Raw genomic sequence first — 15,184 nt, forward strand, 5'->3', positions numbered from 1 at the left:
AAGAGCCGTCAACAGCTGGCCCGGTAGTGTTCAAAGGCTGCCGAGCCGGCATTGATCCCGGGTGGTCTCGAGACTCGTTTTTCCCAGGCGTAACTGACGGACCTCATGCCCGGCACGTTGCGCGGCCTGCACGTAGCTGTCGGTGAGCGCACTACAGAAACTGTCGCTGGAAGGGTGGCCAGGAATCACCAGCATGCGTTTGCTCATCAGACTGCTCCGGAACAGGAAGCCCGCAGGATAAAGTCTGTCCTTGGGGGGAGAGTCAAGCTTGCGCTACCCGGCGATCAAGGCCTCAAGCAAGGCACTGGCATAGCCGGGCAGGTTGTCGAATGAGCGCGCGCACAGCAGCAACTTTCGCTGAGCCCAGTCTTCCTGCAGGGCGAAGTTCTTGAACGGTTGCTCGACCGTCCAGCGCTGGATCGCCGCCTGCGGCACGATCGCCACTCCGGCGCCGCGAGCGACCATGCGGATCACCCCGTCGAAGCCTTCGGCACGGATGCGGATTTGCATGCGGATGCCGACGTGCAGCGCCTGTTCTTCGAGGTACACCGCCAACGCGCTGTTGGCGGCCAGACCGACGTAGTCATGCAGCAAGGTGTCGCTGAAGCTCGGTGGCCCGCCAGTGGCCAGGGGGTGATCGGGCGGGATGATCAGCACCAGTGGGTCGTCGCGAAAGGGCCGGGTCTCGAGGTCGTGAGTGTCCACGGCGTCGGAGACAATACCCAGGTCGGCCGAACCCTGGCGCAGGGCGTGGGTGATGCGCAGGCTTGGCAGTTCTTGCAGATCAATGTCGAGATTGGGGTGACTGCGCAGAAAGTCCGCGAGCAATTCCGGCAGGTACTCGGTGATCGCCGTGGTGTTGCACAACAGCCTTACCTGACCTTTGACGCCCTTGGCGTATTCGGCCAGATCCTGCTGCATGCGCTCGGCCTGTTGCAGCAGCACCCGGGCATGTTGCGCCAGGGCCTTGCCGGCTGGAGTAGGGCTGACGCCACGCCGCCCGCGCTCGAGAAAGGGCGTGCCCAACGAAGCTTCCAGCGCCCGGATCCGCGCACTGGCCGCCGCCAGCGACAGATGACTGCGGACGGCGCCGGCGGTGATATTGCCGGCTTCGAGGATGTTCAAGTAGAGCCGCAGGTCGGTCAGGTCGAAGTGCATGTTGGGGCGCCTGAGATAGGAGAGTAATGAGTTGGCAGCCTCAGCAAAGTCTACAGGCTCTTGCTGAGCAAGAGGCTGCCTCAGTATATGGCGAATTTTCAAGATCGATCCAAGGTCCCAGGATAACGCCATGAATACTCTCGTCACGTTCTACCATAACCTCGGTCTGGCCTTGTCTCTGTTGGTCATTGGCACTTTCCTGCTGGCCGGCATGATCAAAGGCGTGATAGGCCTCGGCCTGCCGACCATCGCCATGGGGCTGCTCGGCCTGGCTATGCTGCCGGTGCAGGCTGCGGCGCTGCTGATCATCCCGGCGACGGTGACCAATGTCTGGCAACTGGCCTTCGGCGGGCATTTGAGTGAGCTGCTCAAACGGCTGTGGCCGATGCTGCTGGCGATTTTTCTCGCCACCGCTGCAGGTACCTTATGGCTGGGGATCGAGGGTGGGTATTGGGTGGTGCGCGCGCTGGGCGCGGCGTTATTGCTGTATGCGTTGAGCGGCTTGTTCTTGCCGACACTGCGTGTGAGCCCCGGCACCGAGGGTTGGCTTGGCCCAGTCTGCGGCGTGCTGACCGGCATCATCACTGCGGCCAGCGGAGTTTTCGTGATTCCGGCCGTGCCGTATCTTCAGGCGTTGGGATTGAGCAAGGATGAACTGGTGCAGGCACTGGGCCTGTCGCTCACTGTTTCGACCCTGGCGCTGGCCGCAGGTCTGCTGTGGCGCGGGGCATTGGGCGGTGGCGAGTTGGGTGCTTCGCTACTCGCCCTGATGCCGGCGCTGCTGGGCATGTTGCTGGGGCAGTGGCTGCGCCAGCGCATCAGTGCCGTGTTGTTCAAGCGGGTATTCTTCATTGGCCTCGGCGTACTCGGCGGCCACCTGTTGATCAGTGGCTAGCGGACGACGGGCTGAGCATGTCGATGCGACGTATATCGAAATCGCGCTCCAGGTAATCCATGCGCTGCTCGAAGAACTGCTTCATGTGCGGCAGGTTCGAATGCACATCCAGATGCGCCTGCGATTGCCAGATCTCGTAAAAGATGAACAGCGTCAGATCCTGCCGGTCGCGCAGCATGTGGTACTCGATACAGCCGGGCTCGGCGCGGCTCGGTTCCACGTAGGCGCGGAACAGCGCTTCGAAGGCCTCGGCTTTTTCCGGTTTGGTCTGGGCATGCAGGATGAAGCCGTGCAACTCACTCATGTCGATCTCCTCAAGTCTGGGTTCGAGAAGTCTACGACAACAATCCATGGGTGATTCGTGCGTATGGGTCAAATGTATTTTGCCGGTTTCTGGCTTATTCCCGCAGCGCTCCATCGATAACCTGCCGTCATCATTTTTTAACCCTTCTCGATCCAGCGACTTATCCACAGCGCTGCCGATTGGACCCTGATGAGGCTCCCCATGAAAAAAGTCCTGTTGCTCAACGGTGGCAAGAAATTCGCCCACTCCGATGGCCGCTACAATTCGACGCTGCACGACGCCGCGCTGAGCGTGCTGGACCGCGGCGGTGTCGATGTGAAAGTCACCCACATCGACGAGGGTTACGACCTCGCTGAAGAAGTCGCCAAATTCGTGTGGGCCGACGTAATCATTTATCAGATGCCGGGCTGGTGGATGGGCGCACCGTGGACCGTCAAGAAGTACATCGATGAAGTCTTCACTGAAGGCTACGGCAGTCTGTATGCCAGTGATGGCCGCACCCGTTCCGATGCCTCGCAGAAATACGGCAGCGGCGGCCTGTTGCAAGGCAAGCAATACATGCTCTCGCTGACCTGGAACGCGCCGCAGCAAGCCTTCGACGACCCGACCGACTTTTTCGAAGCCAAGGGCGTGGACGCGGTGTATTTCCCGTTCCACAAGGCCAATACATTCCTCGGCATGACCGGTCTGCCGACGTTCCTCTGCGTCGACGTGATGAAGCGTCCAGCTATCGAGGCCGACGTGGCGCGCTACGAACAGCACCTGAAAGAGGTTTTCAACCTGCGGGCGTAAGCGTTCCTTTTGTGTGACATCCGGCTAGTATCGGGTTTACCGCTGAAAAGATCGCAGCCTGCGGCAGCTCCTACGCCGACCGTGTGGACCTGCGGCTTTATGGGTGTACCCAAATCCCTGTAGGAGCTGCCGCAGGCTGCGATCTTGGCTATTTTTGTCACGCAGCCGGTCTTGCGGGCTAACCGATAAAGAGGACACACGTGAAAGCCAGATCCGATGAGTTGCAGATTTTCGTCTGTGTGATCGAGTGCGGCTCGATTTCCGCGGCGGCCGAGCAGGTCGGACAAACGCCCTCGGCGGTCAGCCGCACGCTGTCGCGGCTCGAGGCCAAGCTGGATACCACGCTGATCAACCGCACCACGCGGCGCATGGACCTGACCGAAGAGGGCAAGTACTTCTTCGAGCACGCCAAGCGGATTCTCGAACAGATGGATGAACTCGAAGAGCGCTTGTCCTCGCGCCAGCAAACCCCCACGGGTCGCTTGCGAATCAACGCCGCCTCGCCGTTCATGCTCCACGCCATCGTGCCGTACATCGACGAATTTCGCCGTTTGTACCCGGACATCCAGCTGGAACTCAACAGCAACGACTTGATCATCGATTTGCTCGAACAAAGCACCGATATCGCCATTCGCATCGGGCCCTTGGCGGATTCGACCCTGCATGCCCGCTCCCTGGGTTGCAGCCCGTTGCACATCCTCGCCAGCCCCGGGTACCTGGAAAAACACGGCACACCGATGACCGTAACGGAACTGGCCGGGCATTCGCTGCTGGGCTTTACCCAGACCGAAAGTCTCAATCATTGGCCATTGCGGCATGCCCAGGGTGACCGCTGGCAGATTCAGCCGGGACTCTGCGCATCCAGCGGTGAAACCCTGCGCCATCTGGCGCTGGAGGGGCAGGGCATTGCCTGCCTGTCGCATTTCATGACCATCGATGACATCAAGGCCGGTCGCTTGATGGTGCTGTTGGCCGAAGCCAATAGCGGTTATCGGCAACCAATCAACGCGGTGTACTACCGCAACTCGCAGTTGGCGTTGCGCATCCAATGCTTCCTCGACTTCATCCAGAGCAAGCTGGCGGCCTACGCCATGACGGTGTTCGAGGGCTGATTCGTGACCTCTGCGCAAGATTGAATTGGGCAATCCGGACTTTTTCAGCAGGGATCAGTCCTCGATACTCGTTCCATCACTTACTCACGCAGGGAGTTATCTCCATGAAAGTATTCGTAACCGGCGCCGCAGGTTTTATCGGTGGCTCCATCGCAACCGGCCTGGTCAAGGCCGGCCATCAAGTCACCGGCCTGGTACGCAGCGCCGAGCAAGCCGCCGAGCTGAGCGCACTGGGCATCACCCCGGTGCTCGGCACTCTGGACGACAGCGCCCTGCTGGCCGAGCAGGCTCGCGCCGCTGACGCCGTGATCAACGCCGCCAGCAGCGATCATCGTGCTGCGGTCGAAGCCTTGCTCGGTGCGCTGCGCGGGTCGAACAAGACCTTCCTGCACACCAGCGGTTCGAGCATTGTCGGCGATGCCAGCGGCGGCAAATCCAGCGATGTCATCTACTACGAAGACAACTTGCCGGAGCCAACCGTCGACAAGGCTGCCCGGGTGGCCATCGACAACCTGATCCGCGCCGCGGCGCACGAAGGCGTGAACTCGGCGGTGATCTGCAACACACTGATCTATGGCCACAGCCTCGGCGTCAAACGCGACAGCGTGCAATTGCCGCGCTTGCTCAAACAGGCGCGTAAAAGCGGCGTGGTCCGGCATGTCGGACCGGGTCAGAACATTTGGTCCAACGTGCACATCGAGGACGTGGTCGCGCTGTACCTGCTGGCGCTGGAGAAGAATCTGCCCGGCACTTTCTACTTCGTCGAAAGCGGCGAAGCGTCCTTCATCGAGATGACCACGGCCATCGCTCAGGCGCTCAATCAGGGTGAACCGCAAGACTGGCCGCTGGCCGATGCCGAAGCCGAGTGGGGTTATGAAATGGCCAACTATGGCCTGGGTTCCAACAGCCGGGTGCGCGGCAAACATGCCCGTGAACTGCTCGGCTGGGCGCCGAAGCGTACGTCGGTGGTGGAGTGGATTCTTAACGAGATGGTCTGAAAGCGTCCACTTAAAACCGTGTAACGACCTTCGCGGGCATTTGTGGCGAGGCGGCTTGCCACCTCGCCCGCGTTTGATGGGATTTTTTTCTTAACTGACTGGCATTGGGGCTTGCCACCGCTCAATCCCCTGCGGCTTATCATGCACGCCGAAGCGATCCACCAGGGTCGCGCTGGCTTCATTCAATCCCAGTACCTCAACCTCGGCGCCAGCGCTGCGCAACTTGAGCACCACCTTGTCCAGCGCAGCGACGGCGGTGATGTCCCAGAAGTGTGCGTGGGTCAGGTCGATGCAGACTTTGCGCAAGGTCTCCTTGAGATCGAAGGCGGCGCTGAATTTGTCGGCGGAGCTGAAGAACACCTGGCCGATTACTCGGTAAGTGCGCTGCTGGCTGGCGGCATCGACCGATGATTCCACCGCCAGGTAATGGCCCATCTTGTTGGCGAAAAACATCGCTGCCAGGAGTACCCCGGCCAATACGCCATACGCCAGGTTATGCGTGCCGACCACCACCGCCACGGTGACCACCATCACGATGTTGGTCGAGAGCGGATAGCGCTTGAGGTTGCGCAATGAGTCCCAGCTGAAGGTGCCGATGGAGACCATGATCATCACTGCCACCAGCGCGGCCATCGGAATGCGACTGACCCAGTCGCTGAGAAATACCACCATGAACAATAAGGCGACGCCGGCAATCAAGGTCGACAGCCGCGTGCGGCCACCGGATTTCACGTTGATCACCGACTGGCCGATCATCGCGCAACCGCCCATGCCGCCGAGCAAGCCGGTGGCGATATTGGCCAGGCCCTGGCCTTTGCATTCGCGGTTCTTGTCGCTCAAGGTGTCGGTCATTTCGTCGAGGATGGTGGCGGTCATCATCGACTCCAGCAGGCCGACCACCGCCATCGCCGCCGAGTACGGGAAGATGATCTTCAGCGTCTCCAGGTTCAGCGGTACATCCGGCCAGAGGAAAATCGGCAGTGTGTCCGGCAGCTCGCCCATATCGCCGACGGTGCGGATATCCAGCCCCAGCCACATCGCCACGCCGGTCAGTACCAGGATGCACACCAGCGGCGAGGGAATGGCCTTGCCGATCTTTGGCACATAGGGGAACAGGTAGATGATCCCAAGCCCGGCGGCGGTCATGGCGTAGACAGGCCAGGTGACGTTGGTCAGCTCCGGCAGCTGTGCCATGAAAATCAGAATCGCCAGCGCGTTGACGAAACCGGTGACCACCGAGCGCGAGACAAAGCGCATCAACGAACCGAGCTTGAGAAACCCGGCGCCGATCTGCAGCGCGCCGCACAGCAGCGTGGCCGCCAGCAGGTATTGCAGGCCGTGGTCTTTGACCAGGGTCACCATCAGCAACGCCATGGCACCGGTCGCGGCGGAGATCATCCCCGGCCGACCACCGGCGAAAGCAATCACCACCGCCATGCTGAACGAGGCATACAAACCGATCTTCGGATCGACCCCGGCAATGATCGAAAAGGCGATGGCTTCGGGGATCAGCGCAAGCGCGACCACCAGACCGGCCAGCACGTCGGCGCGGATATTGGAGAACCAGTGTTGTTTGACGGTTGAAAGCATCGGGGTGTCCAGGGCAGAGCGGGGGGAATGCGAAGGGCGCGAGTTTACGGGACTGGGGAAGAGGGTGCGACCAACCAGTAAAAGTCGAACGCAACCCCCTCGCCACAAGTGATCACCAGACGGGATATTCGCGTTTCAGTTATTTAAGGCCCAACCAGATTCTCCAGCTCCTGGGCCCGGGTCCTGGTCATCTCCAGCATGCAGGAACCGGCGTTGAGACTGTCGATGGTCCCGCCCGTCAAACTGCCGAGCAATCCGCAGTTGGCGTCACGGTATTTGATCCACATCCGCTGGACGTTCTGCAGTTGACCCTTCTTGTCAGCCTCCAGCGCCGCAATGGCCGCCTTGTAGCCTTTGTTCAGCCGGACATCCTGCAGTTCGATTTCAGCAGCGATGCAATCGAGCATGTTAACGGTCACGCCTCCCGACGCGTCCATGCATTTTTTATAGGCAGGACTGTCAACAGCATAAGCCGCACCGCAAAACGCCCCTGACAGGACGCTGGCAGCAAACAAGGAGCGGTAGTTCATAATTGGCCTTTCCTGGTCAATGAGCCGTAAAGTGTAAGGTCTGCAGTCTAAGCCAGTTTCCCCGATTCAGCGCCGGGCCAAACTGGCGCTGAACGACTACCGCGGTGGTGTCGATTGCCTGCCGCCGGGAGACTGACATGAAGTATGACACGCTGATCCGCAATGCCCTGGTCATCGACGGCAGCAACACACCGGGTTTCCTCGCCGATGTGGCGATTCTGGATGGTCGCATTCAACGCATCGACAGCTTGAATGGAGCCTGTGCCGATGAAGAGATCGATGCGGGTGGTCGAGTGTTGGCGCCGGGCTTCATCGATGTGCATACCCACGACGATACCGTGGTGATCCGCCAACCACAGATGCTGCCCAAGCTCAGCCAGGGCGTGACCACCGTGATCGTCGGCAACTGCGGGATCAGCGCATCCCCGGTGAGTTTGCGCGGCGAGCCACCGGACCCGATGAACCTGCTGGGCGCCGCCAGCGCTTTTGTCTACCCGCGCTTTCGCGACTACCGCGCCGCGGTCGAAGCGGCGAACCCCACCCTGAATGTGGCGGCGCTGGTCGGTCACACGGCATTGCGCAGCAACCACATGGACGACCTCTATCGCAGCGCCACGCCTGGTGAAATCAGCGCCATGCGAGAACAACTGCGCTCGAGCCTTGAGGCGGGCGCTTTGGGTTTATCCACAGGTCTGGCCTACGCCAGCGCCTTTTGCGCCGAGACGGATGAAGTGCTGCAACTGGCCGAAGAGCTGACGGCGTTTGGGGCGGTCTACACCACCCATTTGCGCAGCGAGTTCGAGCCGGTGCTGGAGGCGATGGACGAAGCGTTCCTGATCGGCCGTCATGCCAGGGCCCCGGTGATCATCTCCCACCTCAAATGCGCCGGTGCCGGCAATTGGGGGCGCAGCCCGCAACTGCTCGCCTCCCTGGAACGCGCCGCGCTGAGCCATCCGGTGGGCTGCGATTGTTATCCCTATGCGGCCAGTTCTTCGACCCTGGACCTCAAACAGGTCACCGACGCCTTTCGCATTACCATCACCTGGTCGACGCCTCATCCCGAGGTGGGGGGCCGCGACCTGATGGACATCGCCGCCGAATGGGGTCTCCCGCTGCTGGACGCCGCCCGCCGCCTGCAACCGGCGGGCGCGGTGTATTACGGCATGGACGAAACCGATGTGCGGCGCATCCTTTCCCATCCTTTGTCGATGATCGGCTCCGATGGCCTGCCGGAGGATCCGTTTCCCCATCCGCGTTTGTGGGGGGCATTTCCACGGGTACTGGGGCATTTCAGTCGCGACGTGGGACTGTTCCCGCTGCACACCGCCGTACACAAGATGACCGGGCTTTCGGCAGCGCGTTTCGGTCTGCAAGAACGTGGTGAACTTCGCGAAGGGCATTGGGCGGATATGGTGCTGTTCGACCCGCTACGGGTGTGCGACGTGGCCGACTTCAGCGACCCGCAACGGGCGTCTGAAGGTATTGATGGGGTGTGGGTCAATGGTGTGTGCAGTTATGCCGATGGCAAAGCCACTGGACGCAGTGAAGGGAGATTTCTGGCTCGCACAGGGGATTTGCGGTTGGGGTTCCATTAAAAGATCGCAGCCTGCGGCAGCTCCTACAATGACCGTGTATATCCACGAATTCTATGTGAACACAAATCCCGTAGGAGCTGCCGCAGGCTGCGATCTTTTGATTCTGCTTGCCGGACCCCATGCTCGTACCAGGCATTCTGCTTGTATAGGATGACCCCATTTCAACCAGGGAGCAGCACCATGAGTTTTGGAAAAACCACCCCCATCCTGAACTGGAAGCGTTCCAGCAGCAATTGTCAGCCAGGCACTATCGCTTCGCCAAGCCACAGATCCAGACAATGCCCTGGGGCAGCCGGGACATGACCATCAGCGATCCATTCGGCAATCGGTTGGTGTTTACCAATGCGATCAGTGTCTGACTGAAGTTATAGGGTGCCTGCCAGATAGTCATCGCGAGCAAGCCCGTTCCCATAGGTTATGTGTCGATCACATCATGTGATCCGACGCAGATCCAGTGTGGGAGCGGGCTTGCTCGCGATAGGGTCGCCAATTCACCCCCTATTCAACTGCCCACAATGCGATCAATCACACCCGAAAATGGCTGACCATCATCTGCAACTGGTTGCCCAGCCGTGCCAGTTCAACACTGGATTTAGCGGTTTCGTCGCTGGCGGCGGCAGTCTGTTCGGAGACGTCGCGCACGTTGATGATGCTGCGGCTGATTTCTTCGGCCACGGCGCTTTGCTGCTCGGCGGCTGCGGCGATCTGCTGGTTCATCGACTGGATGTTCGACACCGTGCGGGTGATGTTTTCCAGTGAGGTGCCGGCCTTGCGGGTCAGTTCGACACTGCTGTCGGTCAGGCTGCGGCTGTTGTTCATCACCGCGGCCACTTGCTGGGTGCCGTTCTGCAAGCCGGCGACCAGCCCCTGGATTTCTTCGGTGGATTTCTGCGTGCGCTGGGCCAGGCCGCGGACTTCGTCGGCGACTACCGCGAAACCACGGCCGGCGTCACCGGCGCGGGCTGCTTCGATGGCCGCGTTGAGCGCCAGCAGGTTGGTCTGTTCGGCCACGGCTTTGATCACGTCCATGACGCTGCCGATCTTGTCACTCTCTTGTTGCAGCAAGGTCATGGCGTCGGTGGAGCGCGCGACTTCAGTGGCCAGACGCTCGATCTGGACGATGGCTTCGGCAACCACCTTGTCACCTTCGCGGGCTTCACCGTCGGCGGCCGCAGCAGCCTGCGAGGCTTGCTCGGCATTGCGTGCGACTTCCTGCACGGTGGCGGTCATTTCGTGCATGGCAGTGGCCACCTGATCCGTCTCGATCTTCTGGCTGTTGACCCCCGCACTGGTTTGCTCGGTGACGGCCGACAGCTCTTCGGCGGCGCTGGCGATCTGCGCGACACCGTCGCGAATGCCGCTGATCAGCTCGCGCAAGGTCACGCCCATGCGCACGATGCCTTGCTGCAACACGCCGAGTTCGTCGCGACGGGTGACGTGAACGTCGTGGGTCAGGTCGCCCGAGGCAATGCGTTCGACCACGGCCAGGGTTTCGCGCAACGGGCGGGTGATCTGCCGGGTGATGATCACCGCGGCCAGCACGCCAACCAGTAACGCCAGCAGAGTGCTGACCAGTTGCAGCGTGCGTGCACGAGCGCTTTCGGCATCGCGACGATCGAGCTGGATCTGGTACAGCGCATCGCTGCTGGCGACGATGGCACTGCCTTGCTCGGTCATTTCCTGGCGCGCCTGAATCGCTTCGCTGTTCGCTGCTTTGTAGTCCAACAGTGCGCTGCGGTAGCGGGTCAGGGCACCTTCAAGCTGACGCAGGGCGTCATTCTGGGTGTCAGCAAAATGCACATTCAGGCCTTTCAGGCTGGCGATGGCCGCGTCCAGTTGTGCGGCGGCTTTTTGCTCGGTTTGCGGGTTGCTGCTGGCGGTGTAGCCACGCACCTCATAACGGGCAAGCTGAAACTCTTCCTTGGCCTGGGAGATGGCCTGGAACTGTTCGAAACGCTGGTCGCTCAAGGGCATCTGCTGCACACGAGAGTCGATCGCGCTGATCAGTGCATTGGCGCTTTCGGCGCTGTCGCCCATGACCTGGCGAGCGGCATTGCCGGTGCGGTAGGCGTTGCGCATTTTGTTCAACGATTGCTGGTAGGCACTGATGGTCGCGCTTTGCTCTCTGAGCAGCTTGAGGTTTTCCGGGCTCTTGAAACTACTGAGCAGCGACTGTTGCCGGGCAACGAAACCATCGAGGGTGGTTTGCACATTCTGCGCGGCGGTTTCATCGCCGTTGGTCAGCATGTACTGCAAGCGGGTGATGCGCAGTTTGGTCAGACCGGCGTTCAGCTGAGTGATGTCGCTCATCCAGTTGCTGCGATCGATCAGCCCGCCAAGGCTGGTCCAGCCAGTCAGGGCGAGGAGGGTGGTGAGCGTCAGTACCAGGCCGAAACCCAGGCCCAGTTTCAGGTTGACGCTGATGTTGCCGAACCAGCTATTCATCGAATTCCTCCAGGAACAGTGCGAGTGTTGATCGTCAGTAGCTGGAAGGTTGTTGTTTTTGGTAGCCAGCAAGGGGGGTCGTAGGGGGTATCGGCAGCAAACGCGAGAGCTGAAACGGTTATTTCCCGGTCGCTCAAGCTTTTTTTCACATTCATTTCACTCAGCCCCTACCTCCTGCTCCCTAAAGTTTCGCTCAGCCGTTGAGCGGTGGGTGCCGGTCTATCACCTCAAAAAACAGACATTCTCAAGCGCGCAGTGGTCATCGCTGTGCTGTGCGGTTCATTGCCAGGGTTTGGCCAAAGTGGCGGGTTGGTTGTGGAGTCAAGACTCAATCTTTTTGGTTTCAGACGTTCAGTCGCCTTGAGCAGGATTGCCAGGTATAAAAATGCGGCCGTCATACTGGTGTCTGCCTTGATTGTTTTGGCGCTGACCCTGTTTCTTCTGAAACCCGCGGCAGTCCCCGATCTGGCCAATGGCAATGCTTCGGTAGTGGCGCAGCTGAAGGCGGATTGGGCCAAGGGCGAGATGATTGTGCTGGTTCGTCATGTCGAGCGTTGTGACCACTCCAGTGCGGCGTGTCTTGGCAGTGCCGACGGTATAACCGAGCGCTCGCGCAGTGTCGCCGCGGCAGTTGGCTTGCAGTTCGAACGCCTGGGTCTGAGCAAGGCGGATATCTACAACAGTCCGTTGACCCGGGCGGCGCAGACGTCTTCCTACATGTTCAATAAGGTCACTGCGGGCCAGGACTGGTTGATCCGCTGTAAGGGGCGCATGTTGAGTGATGCCCTGCGCTACAAGGTGGCCGGGCGCAACCTCGTTCTGGTGACGCACAGTGAATGCATGTCGCAGCTTGAAAGCGACATGAAGTTACCTTCGGCCACGCTGGGCTACGGCGCCTCGCTGTTCGTTTCAACCGCGGGAATGACTGGAAAACCGCAGATGCTCGGATTCATTGAAGCCAGCGACTGGCATTCAATTCAATCGTTATCAGACAGATAGACTTGCCTCTTCAATCAGGAAAAAAGATGCTGATTTTTTCTCGCTACCGATTTTATTGGGTGAATTTCGGTATTCCACTGCTCTGTGCCGCCGTGGTGTTTTTGTTGTTTGATCTGACAAAAATAGATATTGCCTTCAGTGATCTTTTTTACGATCCGGCGACGAAATTGTTTCCGTTGAATCACGTTCGCTTGTTCGAACAAATCACCCATAAATGGGCACGGATCATTCCGAACTGGACAGGCGAAGCGGCGATCATTGGCGCGTTGTTGTCGTTTCTCTGGCCGCGGTTAAAGGTAGAGAAACACTCCAGACTCATCGCGTTCCTGGAGAAGGTGCGGATCGCTCCATTGCTCAGGTTTGCGGCCAGGCACCGCCGGGACTTCCTGTTCGTGGTGTTTGCATTCTCGATCAGTACCGGGGTCATTCATTATCTGAAAGGCCACACCAGTGTGTATTGCCCGGTTGAAACCACCCAGTACGCCGGCAAGATCGAACACAAAGAGTGGTACGAAAATTTCGACCTGCTGAAAGTTGCTGGCCCGGGCCGCTGCTGGCCAGGTGGTCATGCCTCGGGGGGCTTCACCCTGCTCGCGTTGTACTTCGTGGCTCGCCGCTATCGCTGGCGCCATTCCAAGGCAATCCTGCATGGCTCGCTATTGCTCGGCTTTGTCTATGGCACTACCCGGGTGCTGCAGGGCTGGCACTACATGTCCCACACTTTCTGGGCGGGGATCTTCGTCTGGCTCGCCTGTTTGCTGACCGCACTGGCATTTTACGGCCGAGCACGGCTTGAGCTGCCGGCTCTGCAAAAGGCCGAAGAGCCGTTGGTGGGGGCTCAGCCTCAGTCGATTGGCTGAGATTCAAAACCTGGCAACAGCTCTGACGGGATGACCGTGAGCACCAGGCGCGAGGCAAACCTCGCGCTCAGGTGCAGGGTGTTGCAGGCAATTCTTGGGTGTTGTGCCTGGCCTTCGGCCTCGCCGCTGTTGGGGTTGACGTCGAAATGCGGGAAGTTGCTGCTGGCGATGTCCAGGCGCAGGCGATGGCCGCGCTTGAACAGGTTGCAGGTGGCAAAAGGCTCGATCACGATCTTCACCCTCTTTCCCGGTGTCAGCAGCTGCGGGTCCTCCCAGGAGTCACGGTAGCGGCAACGACGGATCCCGTCGGTGATGTTCATCGCATAACCCAGCGGGTAGTCGGCGCTGGGTGGATAGACGTCGACCAGTTTGGCAGTGAAGTCGGTGTCCGGCGCGTCGCTCTCGACCCAGAGCTCGATGCGCAGCGGGCCTGCGACAACCAGGTCCTCCTTCAGCGGTTCGGTCTGGAAACTCAATACATCGTCACGCTCTGCCAAGGGGCTGTTATCGCCACGTGTGCCGAAGAAGTCCGGATGCTCGCGTTGGTCAAAGGCTCCGCCAACGAACACCGGAGCGCCGGAAGTCAGCGCGCCGCCAATGGTCGGCACCGGTGAGGCAGGATCCGCTCGATAGCTCAGTTGCGCCTCAGTGGCGGTCGGTGGCGTGCTGCTCAGCTGCTGTTGGCGGTCAAGGTACAGCGACAGTTGCTGACTGCCCGGCAACGGCCAGTGTTGACTTTCCAGCCAGCGCCCCCCGTGCTGCAGCCGGCCATTGCAGTCTTTGGCGCCGCTACCGCCCCCCATCAAAAATACCTTTACCCCAGTGTGCGCGGGCGTCTGCTCCGATGGGCTTTTGAGTGAGCGTTCAAACCAGTTCAGGCGACAGCTCAGCCAGTCCTCGGCGACCTGCCCATCGAATGCCGCCCGCGGACCGAACTCGACATTGCCGCAGTGGCTGATATTGCGATCACCGTGTAGCCAAGGCCCCATGATCAGCTGTTGCGAGGCCTTGTTGCTGCGGCTGAATGCCGCGTAGTTGGCAAGGGTCGAACTGACATAGGCGTCGTACCAACTGGACATGAACAGCACCGGGATATCCGGTAGCTGGTCATAGTGTCCCTCGGCGTAAATGCCGGGTCTTTGCCAGTAAGATCCAAAACTGCCCTGGGCCCATTGTTCAAGCAGGTAGGCTTCGTATTCCGGGACGTGCCGCAATGGCGACTGACCCGCTTGCCAGGGCATGCGGGCAAACCATTGATGAATGTCTTCCTGTTCCAGCGCCTGGCGAATCAGTGGGTCGGCCAGTGCGGCTGGGCTCTCCTTGGCTTGCCTCCAGGCCCAGGTCGCCTGCTTGAGTTCGAACGCGCCACCTTGGCGGATGCCACACTGGAAGGCGTTGGCGAAACCGCCGGAGTCCAGGACCATGCTGCTCAACCCGGGAGGCTGCAGGCAGGCCATCGCCAGTTGGGTATGGGCGGCATAAGACAAGCCCATGCTGCCGATCCGGCCGTTGCACCAGGGCTGCTCGATGATCCAGGCCAGGCTGTCGTAACCGTCCTCGCCCTCGGTGGTGTACTTGGTGAACACCCCTTCGGAAGCATAGCGGCCACGACAATCCTGGAATACCGCAACAAACCCCTGGGCAGTGAAGCGCGCCGCCATTTCCTCGCGGCAAAGATGATGACCGTCGAGTTGCTTTTCCGAGCGCGAGGGTTTGCTCTTGTCATAAGGCGTGCGCTCGATGACCACCGGGAATGGGCCCTGAGCATCGACGGGCAGGTAGATATCGGTGGCCAGGTGGACGCCATCGCGCATGGGGATCAGTTGGTTGCGCAGAAGCTGCAGGGCCGGGAATGCTGGTTCGCAAGTAAAAGTCATATCAAAGCCTTGTTGAAACCGGCGCCGGA

The 15,184-nt window shown here is 60.1% G+C and carries 13 protein-coding genes and 3 pseudogenes; 8 read left to right on the plus strand and 8 right to left on the minus strand.

Annotated elements, in window-relative coordinates:
• Window positions 1–81: 81 nt before the first annotated feature.
• A pseudogene (locus AC3IUA_RS04395) lies at window positions 82–207 on the minus strand (NAD(P)H-dependent oxidoreductase); the annotation flags it as partial.
• Between the two features lie 66 nt (window positions 208–273).
• Window positions 274–1,158, minus strand: coding sequence for a LysR family transcriptional regulator (locus AC3IUA_RS04400; RefSeq protein WP_489359295.1), 885 nt, complete (start codon window positions 1,156–1,158; stop codon window positions 274–276).
• A gap of 130 nt (window positions 1,159–1,288) precedes the next feature.
• On the opposite strand from AC3IUA_RS04400, the gene AC3IUA_RS04405 reads away from it, so the two are divergent.
• A complete protein-coding gene (locus AC3IUA_RS04405; RefSeq protein ID WP_489359296.1) occupies window positions 1,289–2,053 on the plus strand; it encodes a sulfite exporter TauE/SafE family protein in 765 nt (254 codons plus the stop codon).
• Here AC3IUA_RS04405 and AC3IUA_RS04410 read toward each other — a convergent pair.
• Window positions 2,043–2,357 carry a putative quinol monooxygenase gene (locus tag AC3IUA_RS04410; protein ID WP_489359297.1) on the minus strand — a complete coding sequence of 105 codons (315 nt, stop codon included), beginning with the start codon at window positions 2,355–2,357 and terminating at the stop codon, window positions 2,043–2,045. The two genes, AC3IUA_RS04405 and AC3IUA_RS04410, sit on opposite strands and share 11 nt — an antisense overlap.
• 201 nt (window positions 2,358–2,558) lie before the next feature.
• Between AC3IUA_RS04410 and mdaB the strand changes: the two genes are divergently transcribed.
• The 3 genes from mdaB to AC3IUA_RS04425 all read left to right on the plus strand — a co-directional run bounded on the left by mdaB (window position 2,559) and on the right by AC3IUA_RS04425 (window position 5,259).
• Window positions 2,559–3,149, plus strand: coding sequence for an NADPH:quinone oxidoreductase MdaB (mdaB, locus tag AC3IUA_RS04415; RefSeq protein WP_489359298.1), 591 nt, complete (start codon window positions 2,559–2,561; stop codon window positions 3,147–3,149).
• Window positions 3,150–3,349: 200 nt separating this feature from the next.
• Window positions 3,350–4,261: a LysR substrate-binding domain-containing protein gene (locus AC3IUA_RS04420; protein WP_489359299.1), complete on the plus strand. Its 912-nt coding sequence runs from the start codon at window positions 3,350–3,352 to the stop codon at window positions 4,259–4,261.
• Between the two features lie 104 nt (window positions 4,262–4,365).
• Window positions 4,366–5,259 carry an NAD-dependent epimerase/dehydratase family protein gene (locus AC3IUA_RS04425; protein ID WP_489359300.1) on the plus strand — a complete coding sequence of 298 codons (894 nt, stop codon included), beginning with the start codon at window positions 4,366–4,368 and terminating at the stop codon, window positions 5,257–5,259.
• A 90-nt stretch (window positions 5,260–5,349) separates the two neighbouring features.
• Here the strand turns inward: AC3IUA_RS04425 and AC3IUA_RS04430 are convergent, their stop codons facing one another.
• Window positions 5,350–6,849 carry a SulP family inorganic anion transporter gene (locus AC3IUA_RS04430; RefSeq protein WP_489359301.1) on the minus strand — a complete coding sequence of 500 codons (1,500 nt, stop codon included), beginning with the start codon at window positions 6,847–6,849 and terminating at the stop codon, window positions 5,350–5,352.
• Window positions 6,850–6,992: 143 nt separating this feature from the next.
• Window positions 6,993–7,379 (minus strand): lysozyme inhibitor LprI family protein, encoded by a 387-nt coding sequence (locus AC3IUA_RS04435; RefSeq protein WP_489359302.1) that lies wholly within the window; start codon window positions 7,377–7,379, stop codon window positions 6,993–6,995.
• 137 nt (window positions 7,380–7,516) lie between these two features.
• Between AC3IUA_RS04435 and AC3IUA_RS04440 the strand changes: the two genes are divergently transcribed.
• Both AC3IUA_RS04440 and AC3IUA_RS04445 read left to right on the plus strand, forming a co-directional pair.
• Window positions 7,517–8,974 carry an N-acyl-D-amino-acid deacylase family protein gene (locus tag AC3IUA_RS04440; protein ID WP_489359303.1) on the plus strand — a complete coding sequence of 486 codons (1,458 nt, stop codon included), beginning with the start codon at window positions 7,517–7,519 and terminating at the stop codon, window positions 8,972–8,974.
• Window positions 8,975–9,183: 209 nt separating this feature from the next.
• Window positions 9,184–9,333, plus strand: a pseudogene (locus tag AC3IUA_RS04445) (glyoxalase superfamily protein); the annotation flags it as partial.
• A 166-nt stretch (window positions 9,334–9,499) separates the two neighbouring features.
• On the opposite strand, the gene AC3IUA_RS04450 reads toward AC3IUA_RS04445, so the two are convergent.
• The gene (locus AC3IUA_RS04450) at window positions 9,500–10,363 is read right to left on the minus strand and encodes a methyl-accepting chemotaxis protein (RefSeq protein WP_489362232.1); all 864 of its coding nucleotides are present in this window, start codon (window positions 10,361–10,363) and stop codon (window positions 9,500–9,502) included.
• A gap of 42 nt (window positions 10,364–10,405) precedes the next feature.
• Window positions 10,406–11,419: pseudogene (locus AC3IUA_RS04455) on the minus strand (methyl-accepting chemotaxis protein); the annotation flags it as partial.
• Between the two features lie 315 nt (window positions 11,420–11,734).
• On the opposite strand from AC3IUA_RS04455, the gene pmrG reads away from it, so the two are divergent.
• Entirely contained in the window at window positions 11,735–12,418 is a 684-nt protein-coding gene (pmrG, locus tag AC3IUA_RS04460; RefSeq protein WP_489359304.1) for a lipopolysaccharide core heptose(II)-phosphate phosphatase PmrG, read from the plus strand.
• 26 nt (window positions 12,419–12,444) lie between these two features.
• Window positions 12,445–13,278, plus strand: coding sequence for a phosphatase PAP2 family protein (locus AC3IUA_RS04465; RefSeq protein WP_489359305.1), 834 nt, complete (start codon window positions 12,445–12,447; stop codon window positions 13,276–13,278).
• Here the strand turns inward: AC3IUA_RS04465 and AC3IUA_RS04470 are convergent.
• A complete protein-coding gene (locus tag AC3IUA_RS04470; protein WP_489362234.1) occupies window positions 13,263–15,122 on the minus strand; it encodes a CocE/NonD family hydrolase in 1,860 nt (619 codons plus the stop codon). The two genes, AC3IUA_RS04465 and AC3IUA_RS04470, sit on opposite strands and share 16 nt — an antisense overlap.
• Window positions 15,123–15,184 lie beyond the last annotated feature (62 nt).

The organism is Pseudomonas sp. KH_050 (genome assembly GCF_057838875.1).